Raw genomic sequence first — 14,537 nt, forward strand, 5'->3', positions numbered from 1 at the left:
TATTCCTTATAGAACAATTCAATCGATGTTCATTCAAACGGCAAGTGGTGGAATCGATCAATCGACGGTTTTGGCCCAGACGGTCTGCGGGTTGGTGAATTCACGCAAACCGAAATGCGACAGTTCCCGTCCGTAGCCGCTTTTCTTCACACCACCCACGGGCACGCGCGCATTCGATGCCGAGAAGCCGTTGATGAATACACCGCCGGTTTCCAGGCGGCGCGCAATGCGTTGCGCCCGCGCGATGTCGCTTGTCCAGAGGTTGCCGCTCAGTCCGTACTCGCTGGTATTGGCGAGTTGAATGGCATGCTCTTCGTTATCGGCAACGGTAATCGCCGCGACGGGGCCGAACGTTTCCTCGTCGAAGGCAGGCATGCCCGGCTCGACGTTGATCAGCACCGTCGGTTCATAGAAGTTGCCCGGTCCTTCCACCTTGTTGCCGCCGAGAACCAGCGTGGCGCCTGCCGCGATCGTGCGTTCGACCTGGCCGTGCAGTTCGTCGCGCAAATCGTGACGCGCCATCGGCCCGATAGTGGTCGATGCGTCAAGCGGATCACCGGCTTTTACCAGCTTTGCGGCGGCGACGAACTTGCGTGTGAACTCGTCGGCGATGGACTTTTCGATGATGAAGCGCTTGGCGGCAAGGCAGACTTGCCCTGCGTTCTGGAAACGAGCCTCGATCCCGGCCTTCACTGCCAGATCGATGTTTGCATCGGCCAGTACGATGAATGCGTCATTGCCACCCAGTTCCAGCAGGCTCTTCTTGAGCGCCTTGCCAGCGAGTGCCGCTACGGCGGAACCTGCGCGCATGCTGCCCGTCAGCGTGATGGCCGCAATACGGGGGTCTTCGATCACGCGTGCGACCGTTTCGTTGTCGGCGTTCAGATTGATGAACAGGCCCGTCGGAAAGCCAGCCTCTTCGTAGATCTTCTGCAATGCGTACGCTGAGCCCATGACGTTGGGCGCATGCTTCAGAACGAATCCGTTGCCCGACAGCATGATCGGCCCCGAAGCGCGAATCACTTGCCACAACGGAAAATTCCACGGCATGACGGCGAGAATGCTCCCAATGGGCAGATACGAAACGTGTACCTGATCGTTACCCTCAACGGCTACTTTCTCGTCGGCAAGGATAGCGGGGCCGTTCTCTGCAATCCAGTCGATGGTGGCGGCACATTTCTCGACCTCGCCGCGTGCTGCCTGGATCGTCTTGCCCATTTCGGACGTGATCAATGCGGCCAGAGGCTCGGACGCCTGCCGCAACAACGCGGAAAGGCGACGATATGTCGCAACGCGTTCGGTCATCGGTGTGGCGCGCCACAACCGGTATGCTGCCGTGTTGTCGTCCAGCAGGCGATCGACTTCATCCCCCGTCTGGAACGCATAGGTTGCGATGACTTCGCCGGTCGCGGGATTGCGGGAGATAGCGCCGCTGCCGGGGTTCGGATTCAGGTTGGACATGATTGCCTCCGTGACGGTTGAGAGCGGTATGCATGAATCTGCTCTGACGGTCACTTTAGGCAAATCGGAACATCTGAATAAGGCGTCTTGTGATCCTATGACTGCCGGTCACTGGCAGCGGGTCGGGGAATGTAGGTGACCAGCGAAAGGTCCGGCCGCCCAACGGGCGTCAACGCGACGTACGTGAACTCGATCTGACCCGCCGTGGGGTGCCGAAGGCATTTGTCGCCCTCGTCGAATCCCTTTACATCCGTGTCCTGCCACCAGTCGTGAAACTCGGGACTCAGATCTGACAATTCATCGACCAGGCTATCGAACGGCGCTTTGTCCTGCGCTTGCGCGCGGGCCGCGCGAAACGTGGAGATCATGCCCCGCGCCATCTGTTCCCAGTCGAAAATCAGCGAACGATAGGGCTTGTAGAGGAAGAGCAGACGCAGCGTATTGCGCTCGTGCGCCTGCAGCGAACCGTAGTCGACGAACAGATCGGCAATCGCGTCATTCCATGCGAGGATGTCGAGCCGGGTGTTGCGGACGTAGGCAGGGACTTCGATCGCGCGAACCAGCATCTCGAGGCCGTCGCTGATACGGCCGTCGGTCACCGCGGCAGGTGAGGCTTCGCGGGCGGACAACGCAAACAGATGAGCAGACTCGACGCGATCGAGCTTCAGAACCTTGGCGATTCTGCGGAGTGCATCGGCAGAGGGTTGGATGTCGCGCCCCTGTTCGAGCCAGGTGTACCAGCTGACACTGACGCCCGCGAGCATCGCCACCTCTTCGCGGCGCAGGCCCGGTGTGCGCCGCGGCCCTTCAGGCAGGCCGAATTCAGCGGGCTGCAAACGCGCGCGCCGGCTGGAGAGAAACGAACCTAGTTCGCGGCGTTGATCGGGAGAAGGTCTTCTCGGCATAGGACGTGTCAGCAAGGCTGCTGGCAGAGGAGGCGATGACGTTGACTATCTGTCCATTCTAGCCTAAGGAAATAGCCTTCATGCGAGCGCCCGCTTCGTTTGAGATACTGCGAGACGTCGCGCATGAGTGAACGCTGCGGCGGCCCAGGTCAATTTCGGCGGCTTATATTCATGGAAAATGCACGCTTCGACGAGGAGCCCATGCTTCGGAGTGAGAGATGACCAGATCATTGCTGGCCGATCCAGCGACCGCCAATCATTGGCCCGTCAACGACGATTCGCTGCTTCGAAAAATTGCATGGCGCATCGTGCCTTTCCTGTTCTTCTGTTTTGTCGTTCTGTTTCTTGAACGTATCAACATCGGCTTTGCGCAGTTGCAGATGAAACATGACCTCGGTTTTACCGATGCGATGTATGGACTCGGTGCAGCGGTGTTCTATGTCGGCTACGTTATCTGCGAGGTGCCCAGCAATTTGCTGCTCGCGCGCTTTGGTGCACGCAAGACCTTTTCGCGCATCATGTTGCTGTGCGGGGTTACCTCGATGGGCATGATGTTTGTGTCGACGCCTTCGGCCTACTACACGCTGCGGCTGATGCTTGGCATCTTCGAAGCAGGCTTGTTTCCGGGAATTATCCTGTACATCACCTACTGGTTTCCCGAACATCGCCGCGCGGCCATCATGTCGATGTTCATTGCGGGGGTTGCGGTTGCGGGCATCGTCGGCGGGCTGTTCTCCGGGTGGATCATGCGTGACATGAACGGCGTGCTCGGGTTGTTTGGCTGGCAATGGATGTTTGCACTGGAAGGTTTGCCGGCTGTTGCGCTCGGCCTCTTTGGGTGGTTGCGTCTCGTTGATACGCCAGCGCAGGCGAAATGGCTTTCGGATTCAGAACGGATGCGTTTGAGCGAACTGCTCGACAGTTCCAGGCCGCATCAAAAGGAAAGCGAGACCACGCGGGCTGTTGCTGCAAATCCGAAGGTCTATCTGCTGTCGTTCATCTATTTCACGCTGACATGTGCTTCGCTGACCTTGAATTTCTGGCTGCCGCTGATCATTCGTGATTTCGGCGTTCGTGATGTCGCGAATGTCAGCCTGCTCTCGGTCATTCCCAATGTGATCGGCATAGTGGGTTTGATCGTCATCGCAAAACATTCTGATCGAACCAAAGAGCGCCGCTGGCATTTTGCCTTCTGCACGCTAGGCGGTGCTGTTGCGCTCGGAGCATTGACGCTGCATGTGCAGAGTCTTTGGTTGATGCTCGGCATCCTGTCGGTTGCGTGCGTGATGATCTACGCGGCACTGCCGATCTTTTGGGCTGTGCCGCCCACCCAGTTTCCAAAGCATCACGCGCCAACCGGCATTTCGCTCATCAGCAGCATCGGCATTACCAGTGGCGTGATCAGCCCCTGGGCGATTGGCGTTGTGCGCACGCGTACGGGAAGCATCGACGATGCCGTGTACGTCGTCGCGTTGTTGCTGGTTTCGAGCGGTGCGGCATTGTTATTCGGCATACGCTCGCGGGGCAATGCGACCGCCGTAGAGTGAGCTGACGCGGGCTTCGCGTCAGCGGTGAAGAGTCGCTGGCGCAAAGCGATTCAGCTTGGCATATCCGTGAACTGAGGTACATCGGGATGCTTGATCCACGTGTGGCGGCGCTTGGTGAAAATCTCGAGTTTGGGTGCAACGAAATCAGGATCGTCGAGACTGCCAAGCATCACGAATACCATGCCTGGAAACGCGCCCAGATTGCTCGTGAAAAGGCGTGATCCGCATTCCGGACAGAAATTTCGATCAAGCGTCATGCCGGAATCGGCGGTATAGCGGAAAGATTTTGGCTGACCGCTAGTCAGTGTGAAGTCGTCGGCTGGAACGCCGAACCATGTGGCCATCACACCGCCGCTCGCCTTCTGGCAATCCAGACAATAACAGTCTGCGATAAAGTCCGGCGTCGTATCGAACCCGAATTTGACGCTGCCGCAGGCACATCTGCCAGTATGTTTCTTCGCCATGGTTTGTTACCTCATCGGTATGAGAAGGACTTCGTCCCCTTTCGAAGTGCCGAAGCGTGCTGCTTTCTTCGCACCATCTGTTTCATGAAGCCTACAGGCGATCAGAGGTCAGGAACCGATGTCCGTGCGTTCTCGCAACCGATGAGAATAGAAAATCGAACATGACTAATTTGAAAGAGCCATGTTCGAAACGGTAAATAACAGTGTTTCTTGAAACCGGAGAACCGTTTCATCGCCCAGAATGAATGTCAGCCCAGCTTTCAATTGACTGTGGCCTCGGTGAGATGTCGAGTCATTGCGTCGCGCAACGGCGGCGTATCGCACATCGATCGATTCTGTGAATACCGCGGCAGTGCGTGCGCGTATTGTCCGCTTGATCTCAAAGGACACGCTATGCAAGACTTCAACGGCAAGGTGGTTGTCATCACGGGAGGCGCAACGGGCATCGGCTTTGCGCTCGCGAAACAGTTTGCGCAGCAAGGCGCGCGGCTCGTTATCGCGGGCATTCAGAAGAACCGGCTGGAAGAGGCCGCAAAGGCGCTGTCTTCGATCGCTGAACAGGTCGAGATCACGGAATGCGACGTGACCGATCGCGCGCAGGTCGAGGCGCTCGCCGGGTTCGCGTGGGAGAAATATGGGCGTGTCGACGTGATCGTGAACAATGCGGGCGTCGGACCAATTCCTTCGACGGTGATCGATTCCAGGCCGGAGGACGTGCAAAGCGTGCTTGCAGTGAACCTGTTTGGTGTGTGGAACGGCGTGTCTATTTTTGGGCGTCGCTTTATCGAACAGGGTACGCCGGCGGCGATCTACAATGTTGGTTCAGAGAACTCTTTCTTCAATGCCATTCCGGAAGGCGCGGGGTACGTTCTCAGCAAGCACGCAGTGCTCGCAATGACGGTTGCGCTTCGGGAAGAACTGCCCAAACACATCGACGTCGCGCTGATTTGCCCGGGCCTGGTGCTGTCCGAACTGGCGAAAGAAACGCAGGAAGGCATGGATACCGATACCTACGCCGCATTGGTCATGAAGCAGATCAAGGCCGGCGAGTTCTACATCGTGTCGCACGCATTCAATATGGTGCGGATCAAGGCGCGCTGGAACGAGATTGAAGCGGCCTTCAGCAAATATGCGCCGCGCTACGAGGGTGACGTCGAGTTCGATGTGCGCACGCTCGGTGCGAAAAACAACTGGTATCCCCGTTATCCCAACGCCTCTGCGGATATCCCCGTCTGAAGTCCGATTACCCGACTTACGATGCTCAAAGAGCAAAGGAGATAGGCATGAAGATTCTGATCGTTTTGACCTCGCACGACCAACTGGGCAACACGGGTCGCAAAACGGGTTTCTGGCTGGAAGAACTGGCCGCGCCCTACTATGTGTTCAAGGATGCTGGCGTAGAGATGGTCCTCGTGTCGCCAAAGGGCGGCCAGCCGCCGTTGGATCCGAAAAGCAACGAGCCTTCATTCCAGACGGATCTGACGCGCCGTTTTGAAGCCGATGCTGAAGCGAATGCTGTTTTGGCAAATACGGGGAAACTCGCTGACGTCACGCAAGACGGTTTCGATTCCGTCTTCTATCCAGGCGGACATGGTCCGATGTGGGATCTCGCTGAAGATCCTGATTCCGCGCGTTTCCTGGAGAGCATGGTTGCGGCGGGCAAGCCGGTCGCGCTCGTGTGTCATGCGCCCGGTGCGTTGCGCCATGTGAAGGGTCCCGACGGCGAGTATCTGGTCAAGGGCAAGAAGGTGACGGGGTTCTCGAATAGCGAGGAAGAAGGCGTCGGGCTCACGAAAGTGGTGCCGTTTCTTGTCGAGGACGAACTCAAGGCGAAGGGCGGGATCTTTAGCAAAGGCCCCGACTGGCAGCCCTATGTGCTTGAAGATGGATTGCTGATTACGGGGCAGAATCCGGCGTCGTCAGGACCGGGTGCCAAAGCGCTGCTGGAGAAGTTGAACAGGAAATAAGACTGTTCAACCATCGCGTCTGATACAGCCCGCCAACGAGGCGGGCTGTCCACGGCGATTCGAAGTGCTGCTCAGTACTTGCCCGACAACAGCGCGCCTGCGTTAGGCACGCGCGCTTCGAGACCCAGCGTCTTGAGGATGCGATACACGGTCGACGTTGCGGCCGACAGCACGGGCTTGCCAAGACGGTCTTCGACGGCCTGGATCGCCGGCAGCGACGGCATCTGCACGCAGGCCGACAGGACGACGGCATCTGCCTTGCTGATGTCGAGGCGGTCTGCGTGACCGAGCAGATTCATCGGGTCGAGGCGGCCAACAGCGAGGTTGTCCGACACTTCCAGGCTCATCGAATCCGTGACTTCAATGTCTTCGCTCTGGATGTAGTCGACCACCTGCTGCGTCAGCGGCTTCATATACGGTGTGATGATCGCGACGCGCTTGAAGCCCATCGTCTTCACGCCTTCCACCAGCGCGCCAGCGGAACTGATGATGGGTGTGGGTGCGTTATTGGATTCGACCGTCTGCTTCAGGCGCGATTCCGACACGCGGTGGTAGCCCGCGCCCTGGCACATGATCGCGACGAGGCATGCGTAAGCGAGCACATCACAACGCGCGTCGCTGAGTTCGAGCGCGCAGCGGTCGCTGTCGACGTCCATCTTCTTCAGTTCTTCCGGCGTCACGTGCATCATGCGCATCCGTGCCGAGTGGAAGGTAAAGCGCTCGTCAGGGAACAGTTCATAACGCGAGGTCAACATGGCCGGAATTTCCGTTTCCATCGTCGTATTCGAGCTTGGAACGATCTGGCCGATTCGATAGGTCTTCATGATCTGTCAGGTAAGAGTGGATAAATCAGTTTCCGCTTGTGAGTTGGACGCCTTGCGTTTCCCGCAGCGTAAAGACGAGAATCGCGGCTGCGATATAGGCAATGGAAGCGATGCAATAGGTCATGGTGAAGCCGATCAGCGGAATCAGCGCGGGCACGAGCTTGATTCCTGCAATTGCACCGACACGCCCGAAGTTGAAACAGAAGCCAGCGGCTGTCGAACGGATACTGGTCGGGAAGAGTTCCGCGTACCATGCGCCGAAACCGCTGAAGTAGCCGGTGAAAAAGCCGAGCACGGCCGAAAGCACGCCAATCAGCACGACGTTCTGAAAGTTGAATTCGAACTTGCCATTGGTCAACGGGATCATCGTTGCGCCATAGGCGAAAGCGGGTACAGCAATCGCGATGCCGATGAAAAAGCCTGCAAATGCCGCTCGCCGTCCGAACCGTTCAGCCAGCCAGCCGTAGGCGAGATAACCCAGCGTCGCGCCGATCCCCGTCCATACGAGAAAAACAGGCGCCTGGTCGATGCGCACATGCAGGATGCTCTGCAGATACGTAGGCGAAAACGTCGTGATGATCCAGTACCCGTACATGCCGAGGATCGAAATGGTCAGCGCGAGCAGCGTCGTGCGCCGATACTCTGGCCTGAAAATCTGCAACAGGTTGCCCTTGCTGGCATTGCGCTTCAGGAACTCACGATTCGCGAGCCAGACGGGTGATTCCTTGACGAACAGCAGGATAAAGACCGCGATGCAGTACGCCGGCACGCTCGACAGGATGAACAGGCGCCGCCATGAATCCGGGTTCGACGCATCGAGCAGCACCCACGCGAAGATCGCAGCCAGCAGGCTGCCGCCGGACCAGCCCGTTTGCAGGACGGCAATGGCCTTCGCGCGGCCGGACGGTTCCCAGATTTCACCGATCAGCGCGACAGCGGCGGACCAGAGTCCACCTACGCCGATTCCCACGGCAAAGCGGTACAGATTGAGTTCGGCGATGCCATGAGCGAATCCGCACAACAGGGTGCCCGTTGCGTAGATCAGCACGGAGATCAACAGCGTGCGTTTGCGCCCGATCTTGTCCGAAATATTTCCGAGGAAGAATCCGCCGATGCCTGTTGCGAGCAGGAACCACGCAACAGTGGACACGACGTCGGAGAGCGTCGCCGAGAACGTGTGCGAAACGGCGAGAATGACAAAGCCGAATATGGTTGCATCGAGTGCATCGAACAACCACGCTCCCCAGGAACCGCCAAGGGTAGCGTAGCGTTGTGCGCGCGACATCTGGTTTGAGGCAGCGCTGTGCGCCGTCCGTGTTGTCTCCACTGCTCCAGTGCTATTCATTTTTAATCCATTGACGACCGTGCTGGCCGTGTTGATTCAGAATCGCGAAGGCGCGGCCGCCGTGTGCGGGCGCTTCGATAACTTGCATGCTATGGAGCACGCCAGGCGCTGTATACAAGCGATTGACGAGCCTGCCATCGCGGATCGTTATGGCAGCGCGATTGGCTCCGAAGCTTCGTCGCGTGCGAGGAGGTAGTCGAAGAACAGGCGTGCGACGGGAGAAAGCGCGTCGCGGCGACGCACGCCGACCACCAGTTCGCGGGTCGCCCACGGCTCGTCCAGCTTCAATGTTCGCGTACCCGGCAGCCGGTACAGTTCGGCGTTGCCAGCAGGCAGAATGCCGATGCCCAGTCCCACCTGGACCATGCGGCACAAGGCGTCGTACGACGACACTTCAACCTTTGCGCGCAGCGGTCTGCCCGCCGCGCTTGCCGCCGTCAGCATCTGGAAATGCAGGTGCGTGCCGGGCCGCAGAACGACATATTCGTACGCGAGCGTTTCCGCGTATCCGACCCGGCGGCGATTGGCCAGCGGGTGGTGCGCGGGAACCAGAACCTTGAGTTCGTCGGTGCGGAACGGATGGACTTCGATCGCCGCGCTATGCGGCAGGCGAGTGAATACACCGATCTCCGCGATGTTTTCGGCGACGCTCTCGGTAATCGCGAGACTGTCGCGCTCAATCAGGGAAATGTTGATGTCGGGATAGCGTTCGCTGAACGATCTGACGATCGGCGGCATAAAGGTGGAAATTGCCGAGATATTCACGAGCACGCGCACCGACCCGCGCAGGCCGTCCGAATAAGCCTTCATTTGCAGGACGATATTGCGCATATCGTCGAGTACGTCGCGCGCGAGCACTGACAGTCTGGCGCCCGCCGCCGTCGGGCTGATGCCTTTGTTCGTGCGTGTGATCAGCGGCGTGCCGAACAGCTCTTCGAGCTCTCTAAGCCGCTTGCTGACTGCGGGTGCAGCAATGTGTTCCAGTTCCGCCGCGCTCGCGATCGTGCCTTCTTCAACCACGCGTACAAAGAGTTTGAGCGACAGGGGATCGAGCTTCACGCGTTTATCTCCGTCCCCGCCGGACTGGGTAATGACTGGCGTCATGTATGAGCAGTGCTTGCATGGCTTCCGGTTGCCGCGCTTGTCCACGAATGGAAAACGGTAGTGTGCCGCAAGGTGTCGATTTTTGCTGGAAGCCTGCCAGTCGGTGCAGAGCGGGGGGATTACCCTGGCTCCGGCCGTAAAAAGGGGCGCGTGTGCCATCGCGTTTGGTGATGGCGGGTTAATCGATTGTTAATGTACAGACCCTTTCGGCTTTCCTAGCATACCGTCCGCGTTTCTCCGTCTGCGGACATGCCGGTGCGGTGTTTCACCGTTGCATGGTCGCGCCATACCTCTTGTCCTTGGGTTCAAGCGTTCGTGATTGCAAGTTTTTCGATCAAAACCCGCATTGCCATTGCAATGACTGTGCTGTCTTTTCTTCTTCTGGTTGTCGGCGTGCTTGGTCTCGTCGGCATGACGTCGAGCAATGAAGTCGGGCGTGTCAGCTATGGCGAGCGCTTGCCCGGCGCCATCGCGATTGGTGACACGATGACGTATGTGTTGCGGCAACGCGTGACGCTGGATCGCGCGATGCTGCTCGACGATGAACAGAAGGTGACAAGTCTGCTGGGCCTGGCTGGGCAGATGAAGACGCACGCGCATGATTCGTGGGGACGCTATGCGTCACTGCCGAAATCATCAGAAGAGAGTCAGCTTGCTGATGCGGTTGCGTCGAAGATGACAGCTGTGGAAGAGATCTACGATAAGCTCGCGGCGGCTATTGCAGCCAAAGATAAACAACAAACCATCGACATATCGGACGCCGGCTTTCGGATGTTCGTGGAGTTTCAGAAGAGTTGCGATCAACTCAACGACTACCGCACGCAATCGACGTCGAATGAATATCAGCATTCGGAGAGTGTATTTTCGACATTTCGGGTCGTGACCGTTCTCGCGTTGGTTGCCGGCCTTGGCTCGGCGTTGCTGGCATACGTCAACATCAGGCGCGCAATCGGTGCGCCGTTGAATGCGGCACTCGAGCAGATCGGTAAGGTGGCGCGCGGCGATCTGTCGCAACGGATTGAAATGAAATCGCGCGACGAGATGGGGCTCTTGCTGCAAGGTCTGGAAGACATGCGTCAGGGTCTGGTCGAGACCGTCAAGGCGGTACGTAGCGGCAGCGAGGCCATTGAGGTCGCAGCACGTGAGATCTCGGCCGGGAACACCAATCTCTCCGCGCGCACGGAAGAGCAGGCCGCCTCCCTGCAGGAGACGGCCGCGGGCATGGGCGAGATATCGGGTGGCGTGAAGCTCAATGCCGACAGCGCGCACGAGGCAAGCCAGGTGGCGAATATCGCCATGACGTCCGCTGAGAATGGTCAGCAGACGATGCGCGGCGTAACGACCATCATGGCGGATATACGCGTGCGCTCCGAGAGCATGGCAGACATCATCGCCATCATAGAAGGCATCGCATTCCAGACGAACATTCTCGCGCTCAACGCGGCGGTCGAAGCCGCGCGGGCGGGCGAGCAGGGCAAGGGGTTCGCGGTGGTTGCGGGGGAAGTGCGCACCCTGGCGCAACGTTCATCGAGTGCGGCCAAAGAAATCAAGGACTTGATCGAATCCTCGGGCCAACTGGTTCGCGAAGGCTCCGAACTGGTGTCGAAGGCAGGCGGCAGCATGTCCAATATGTTCTCCGATGTGCGCCGCGTGACGGAGTTTGTCGGAGAGATAGCGAAGGCATCGCGGGAGCAATCGTCGAACATTGGTGAGATTACACAGGCCGTCTCGCAGATCGACGAGGTTACCCAGCAAAATGCGGCCCTTGTCGAGCAGGTTGCGGCAGCCGCGCAAGCCCTCGAAGATCAGACGCGGCAGTTGCAGTACTCCGTGTCGGCATTCCGTCTGCCAGCGTAACGGACTTGAGGGACGGCCAGATCGTGGGCTTCGACAAAACGCCGGTATTTTTCGCGATCCCCGCTTTGTCGATGAGCATAAGATGACAAGTCCCTGATCCGGGCGGAAGACACCGTGTCGGCGTGAAATGCAATGTCCCTTTGCTTATCAGGTCGCGCTACGTGTCGGTCTTATGTCCTCATGTCGAGAAGGCGGTACTCATGGAAAATCAGAATCTGACATTTCTTCTGAATAAGAATCTGGATTTCCCCGTCACCGATGAACCTTGGACAAGCCTCCTCTCCGAGGCAGGCATGAACGCCGAGGCGACGACGGACATTCCAAAGATGAACCAGCTGCTCGCGGAGGGCGTCCCGGATATGGCGTATGTTCCGGGCGCGGGTTTCTGCGTGATGATGAGAAAAGGTAATCCGCACTATCGCGGCCTTGTTATCGCAACGTCGAAATTCTCTGGTCAGCCCGCGCAACGAACGCTTCTCGTGGTTCGTCACGATGATCCGGCAAATAGCCTGGACGATCTGGAAGGGTCGACGTATGGATACCTGAACCGGTCCTGTTCTTCCAGCTTTTTCCCGCCCGCGATCATACTGAATGAGAGAGGAAAGAAGCTTGAAACCTTCTTTGAACTCATGCAGGTTGCTGGATGGCAGGACCGGGTGGATGCTGTTGTCGCGAGGACCATTCGCGCAACAATGATTCTGGAAGACGTATGGAAGATGACACCCGGGAATGCACAGGTGACAAAAGTTGTCGGCGAATATGACACGTGCGTGCCTGCCGTGCTGATCGTGCGCAAGGATCTAAGCCCTGACGTCGTCACAACATTTCGGGAACATCTCTTGAGCTATATGCCGGACTGGAAAAATGTCTACGGAGCGTTTCGCCCATTTTATTTTGCCGATATCCAGACCTTTTATCATCAGCTTTGCCAACTGCCGGACGATGAAGTATGAATAGCGTCAGCAAGTCGAAGCACAACTCACGCGCTACTACCGTGCGCATGTTCGAGCAGAAAATCTCGCAATAGCTTCGCGCTCGGCCCGATTCGCTTCGAATGGACCAGAAAGATATCTAGCGGCGCCGTCTCGACTTCCGGCAAGACACGCACGAGCTCGCCGGATGCGATCAGCGACGCAGCGTCATACGCCGGCAACCTGGCCATACCGTCGCCCGCGAGCACGAAAGCGAGTCTCGATGTGGCGCTGTCCGTGACGACGTCTCCCTGCACGGGAATCTCGATGTTCTTGCCGTCCGAACGCACGACGGTAGTCTGCTGGTTGGGCGGATAGATCACCCAGCGGTGCTGGGCAAGTTCGTCGATCGAAGCGGGCGCCCGATGCGTGCGCAGATACGCGGGCGACGCGCACAGCATGGTGGCTTCGCGCAACAGGGGACGCGCAAGCAGCGACGAATCGGCAAGCGGGCCGGCGCGCACGGCCAGTTCAACGCCGTGCTGCACGATATCCACGTTGGTATCGGACATCGCGACGTGGAGACGCACGGCCGGATAGCGCCGCCGGAATTCAACCAGCGCGGGCAGAATCCACCTGGTGCCGAAATGATGCGAGCAGGTCAGCCGCACTTCGCCACGCGGTTCGTCGCGCAGCAACGCCATGCTGCGAAGACCGTCGACAGCCTCGTCGACCATCCGTTCGCAATGCACGCGGAACGCCTGCCCCGCCGGCGTGAGGCTGAAGCTGCGCGTGCTGCGCTGCGCGAGCGGCACGCCCACGCTGGCTTCGAGCAGGCGAATGTGGTGGCTAACCACGGCGCGCGTGAGCCCCAGCGAGCGGGCCGCCGCCGCGAAGCTGCCGCAGCGCACGACGGCGGCGAAAATCGCCATTCCGCGCAGTTCATCGAGAATCGAGCTTGTCGTATCCATCCGTGGATTGTCTAATTTTTTGAGCCAATGCGTCAACATGACGATGGCTACTCGTGCCTGATGAGAAGTCTTAAAGTTCATTCAACCGCAACACACGCGGAACTGGAAACGAAAGGAGCTCATCATGACTGTCAAGCACGTACTGTTTATTTTGACAAACGCCGCCGAGATTGGTCCGAACAAGCGCGCCACGGGCTATTACTACCCTGAAGTGGCGCACCCCTTCGAGGTGCTCGACGCAGCGGGTATCGCGGTGGAATACGCATCGCCGCAGGGCGGCAACCCGCCGTTCGACGGTTACGACGCAGAGGATGACGTACAGCGCACGTTCAGCGAAAGCGCCGCCGTCCGTCGTATGGCGCGCAGCCGGAAGCTGTCGGAAGTCGATGTGCTCGACTACGATGCGATCTTCTTCCCGGGCGGCCTCGGGCCGATGGTGGACATCGCCAGTGACCCTGATGTCAAGCGTGCAGTCCAGCGCGCATGGAATGGCGGCAAGATCGTCGCCGCCGTGTGCCACGGTCCGGTCGCGCTGCTCGGCGTCAACCTTGAGGACGGTACGCCGCTCGTCAAGGGACGGCAACTGACGTCCTTCTCGAACGCCGAGGAGGAGGGTTATGCCAAGGCCGACGTCCCGTTCATGCTGGAAGATGCGTTGCGCGAGGCGGGCGCCCAGTACGCTTCGACGGACCCCTGGCAGGCCAAGGTCGTTGTCGACGGACGCCTGATTACCGGCCAGAACCCGGCATCGGGCGGCGCGGTTGGCGAGGCGATTGTCGCTGCCCTTAAGGAGAGCAACTGATGGACGCGTCCGGGCAGATTGTCGTCGTCGCGCGCTGGCAGGTCGCCGAGGGGCGCGTGGCGGATGTGCTCGGGCTTGTCGGGGTGCTGCGGGAGAAGTCGCTGACCGAGCCGGGCTGTCTTGGTTACGAAGCGTTCCGTAGCACCGACGATCCCGGCGTGATACTGCTGATCGAGCGCTATCGCGACAGCGCAGCGATCGACGAGCATCGCAACTCGCCTCACTATCAGCAACTGGTTGTCGAGCGCATCATTCCGATGCTGTCGGCGAGGCAGGTCGAATTGCTGCGGGCGTGACCTTCGAGTGTCGCGGGATGATTCCGGCACGTAAGTGCCGGTGCGACGGATGCACAGAGCGCGCTCGACCTCGCGCTCGATCG

The 14,537-nt window shown here is 58.9% G+C and carries 14 protein-coding genes; 7 read left to right on the top strand and 7 right to left on the bottom strand.

The window, feature by feature from the left end; translation table 11 throughout:
* Window positions 1-57 precede the first annotated feature (57 nt).
* Both G3O01_RS12465 and G3O01_RS12470 read right to left on the bottom strand, forming a co-directional pair.
* Window positions 58-1,461 carry an NAD-dependent succinate-semialdehyde dehydrogenase gene (locus G3O01_RS12465; RefSeq protein WP_205804968.1) on the bottom strand — a complete coding sequence of 468 codons (1,404 nt, stop codon included), beginning with the start codon at window positions 1,459-1,461 and terminating at the stop codon, window positions 58-60.
* Window positions 1,462-1,556: 95 nt separating this feature from the next.
* Window positions 1,557-2,366 (bottom strand): helix-turn-helix transcriptional regulator, encoded by an 810-nt coding sequence (locus G3O01_RS12470; protein ID WP_205804969.1) that lies wholly within the window; start codon window positions 2,364-2,366, stop codon window positions 1,557-1,559.
* A gap of 218 nt (window positions 2,367-2,584) precedes the next feature.
* Here G3O01_RS12470 and G3O01_RS12475 point away from each other — a divergent pair, with 218 nt between their 5' ends.
* Window positions 2,585-3,913: an MFS transporter gene (locus G3O01_RS12475; RefSeq protein ID WP_205804970.1), complete on the top strand. Its 1,329-nt coding sequence runs from the start codon at window positions 2,585-2,587 to the stop codon at window positions 3,911-3,913.
* Window positions 3,914-3,963: 50 nt separating this feature from the next.
* Here the strand turns inward: G3O01_RS12475 and G3O01_RS12480 are convergent, their stop codons facing one another.
* Window positions 3,964-4,377, bottom strand: a complete 414-nt coding sequence (locus tag G3O01_RS12480; RefSeq protein ID WP_205804971.1) for a GFA family protein — start codon at window positions 4,375-4,377, stop codon at window positions 3,964-3,966.
* A gap of 393 nt (window positions 4,378-4,770) precedes the next feature.
* On the opposite strand from G3O01_RS12480, the gene G3O01_RS12485 reads away from it, so the two are divergent.
* A complete protein-coding gene (locus tag G3O01_RS12485) occupies window positions 4,771-5,613 on the top strand; it encodes an SDR family oxidoreductase (protein ID WP_205804972.1) in 843 nt (280 codons plus the stop codon).
* A 47-nt stretch (window positions 5,614-5,660) separates the two neighbouring features.
* Window positions 5,661-6,344, top strand: coding sequence for a type 1 glutamine amidotransferase domain-containing protein (locus G3O01_RS12490; protein ID WP_205804973.1), 684 nt, complete (start codon window positions 5,661-5,663; stop codon window positions 6,342-6,344).
* A 71-nt stretch (window positions 6,345-6,415) separates the two neighbouring features.
* Here G3O01_RS12490 and G3O01_RS12495 read toward each other — a convergent pair whose 3' ends face one another.
* The 3 genes from G3O01_RS12495 to G3O01_RS12505 all read right to left on the bottom strand — a co-directional run bounded on the left by G3O01_RS12495 (window position 6,416) and on the right by G3O01_RS12505 (window position 9,572).
* On the bottom strand, window positions 6,416-7,168 hold the full coding sequence (locus G3O01_RS12495; RefSeq protein ID WP_277403023.1) for an Asp/Glu racemase: 753 nt from the start codon (window positions 7,166-7,168) through the stop codon (window positions 6,416-6,418).
* Window positions 7,169-7,193: 25 nt separating this feature from the next.
* Window positions 7,194-8,402: an MFS transporter gene (locus G3O01_RS12500; protein WP_241023882.1), complete on the bottom strand. Its 1,209-nt coding sequence runs from the start codon at window positions 8,400-8,402 to the stop codon at window positions 7,194-7,196.
* A gap of 258 nt (window positions 8,403-8,660) precedes the next feature.
* Entirely contained in the window at window positions 8,661-9,572 is a 912-nt protein-coding gene (locus G3O01_RS12505; protein ID WP_205804975.1) for a LysR substrate-binding domain-containing protein, read from the bottom strand.
* 294 nt (window positions 9,573-9,866) lie between these two features.
* On the opposite strand from G3O01_RS12505, the gene G3O01_RS12510 reads away from it, so the two are divergent.
* Both G3O01_RS12510 and G3O01_RS12515 read left to right on the top strand, forming a co-directional pair.
* A complete protein-coding gene (locus G3O01_RS12510) occupies window positions 9,867-11,474 on the top strand; it encodes a methyl-accepting chemotaxis protein (protein ID WP_277403024.1) in 1,608 nt (535 codons plus the stop codon).
* A gap of 200 nt (window positions 11,475-11,674) precedes the next feature.
* Window positions 11,675-12,427 carry a PhnD/SsuA/transferrin family substrate-binding protein gene (locus G3O01_RS12515; protein WP_205804979.1) on the top strand — a complete coding sequence of 251 codons (753 nt, stop codon included), beginning with the start codon at window positions 11,675-11,677 and terminating at the stop codon, window positions 12,425-12,427.
* 26 nt (window positions 12,428-12,453) lie between these two features.
* On the opposite strand, the gene G3O01_RS12520 is transcribed toward G3O01_RS12515, so the two are convergent.
* Window positions 12,454-13,356 (bottom strand): LysR family transcriptional regulator, encoded by a 903-nt coding sequence (locus tag G3O01_RS12520; protein WP_205804980.1) that lies wholly within the window; start codon window positions 13,354-13,356, stop codon window positions 12,454-12,456.
* A 124-nt stretch (window positions 13,357-13,480) separates the two neighbouring features.
* Between G3O01_RS12520 and G3O01_RS12525 the strand changes: the two genes are divergently transcribed.
* Together G3O01_RS12525 and G3O01_RS12530 are read left to right on the top strand one after the other, a co-directional pair.
* Window positions 13,481-14,158 (top strand): type 1 glutamine amidotransferase domain-containing protein, encoded by a 678-nt coding sequence (locus tag G3O01_RS12525; protein WP_205804981.1) that lies wholly within the window; start codon window positions 13,481-13,483, stop codon window positions 14,156-14,158.
* Window positions 14,158-14,454, top strand: a complete 297-nt coding sequence (locus tag G3O01_RS12530) for a putative quinol monooxygenase (protein WP_205804982.1) — start codon at window positions 14,158-14,160, stop codon at window positions 14,452-14,454. The genes G3O01_RS12525 and G3O01_RS12530 overlap by 1 nt, the downstream gene beginning before the upstream one ends.
* Window positions 14,455-14,537 lie beyond the last annotated feature (83 nt).

The sequence above is a fragment of the Burkholderia sp. Ac-20365 genome (assembly GCF_017104715.1).
GTDB lineage: Bacteria > Pseudomonadota > Gammaproteobacteria > Burkholderiales > Burkholderiaceae > Paraburkholderia.

Excerpts from the sequence above, each read along its gene's own strand:
- G3O01_RS12515 (WP_205804979.1), top strand. The coding sequence starts at position 11,675 with ATGGAAAATCAGAATCTGACATTTCTTCTGAATAAGAATCTGGATTTC.
- G3O01_RS12485 (WP_205804972.1), top strand. The coding sequence starts at position 4,771 with ATGCAAGACTTCAACGGCAAGGTGGTTGTCATCACGGGAGGCGCAACG.
- G3O01_RS12475 (WP_205804970.1), top strand. The coding sequence starts at position 2,585 with ATGACCAGATCATTGCTGGCCGATCCAGCGACCGCCAATCATTGGCCC.
- G3O01_RS12490 (WP_205804973.1), top strand. The coding sequence starts at position 5,661 with ATGAAGATTCTGATCGTTTTGACCTCGCACGACCAACTGGGCAACACG.
- G3O01_RS12495 (WP_277403023.1), bottom strand. The coding sequence starts at position 7,168 with ATGAAGACCTATCGAATCGGCCAGATCGTTCCAAGCTCGAATACGACG.
- G3O01_RS12470 (WP_205804969.1), bottom strand. The coding sequence starts at position 2,366 with ATGCCGAGAAGACCTTCTCCCGATCAACGCCGCGAACTAGGTTCGTTT.
- G3O01_RS12510 (WP_277403024.1), top strand. The coding sequence starts at position 9,867 with ATGCCGGTGCGGTGTTTCACCGTTGCATGGTCGCGCCATACCTCTTGT.
- G3O01_RS12520 (WP_205804980.1), bottom strand. The coding sequence starts at position 13,356 with ATGGATACGACAAGCTCGATTCTCGATGAACTGCGCGGAATGGCGATT.
- G3O01_RS12465 (WP_205804968.1), bottom strand. The coding sequence starts at position 1,461 with ATGTCCAACCTGAATCCGAACCCCGGCAGCGGCGCTATCTCCCGCAAT.
- G3O01_RS12480 (WP_205804971.1), bottom strand. The coding sequence starts at position 4,377 with ATGGCGAAGAAACATACTGGCAGATGTGCCTGCGGCAGCGTCAAATTC.
- G3O01_RS12525 (WP_205804981.1), top strand. The coding sequence starts at position 13,481 with ATGACTGTCAAGCACGTACTGTTTATTTTGACAAACGCCGCCGAGATT.
- G3O01_RS12530 (WP_205804982.1), top strand. The coding sequence starts at position 14,158 with ATGGACGCGTCCGGGCAGATTGTCGTCGTCGCGCGCTGGCAGGTCGCC.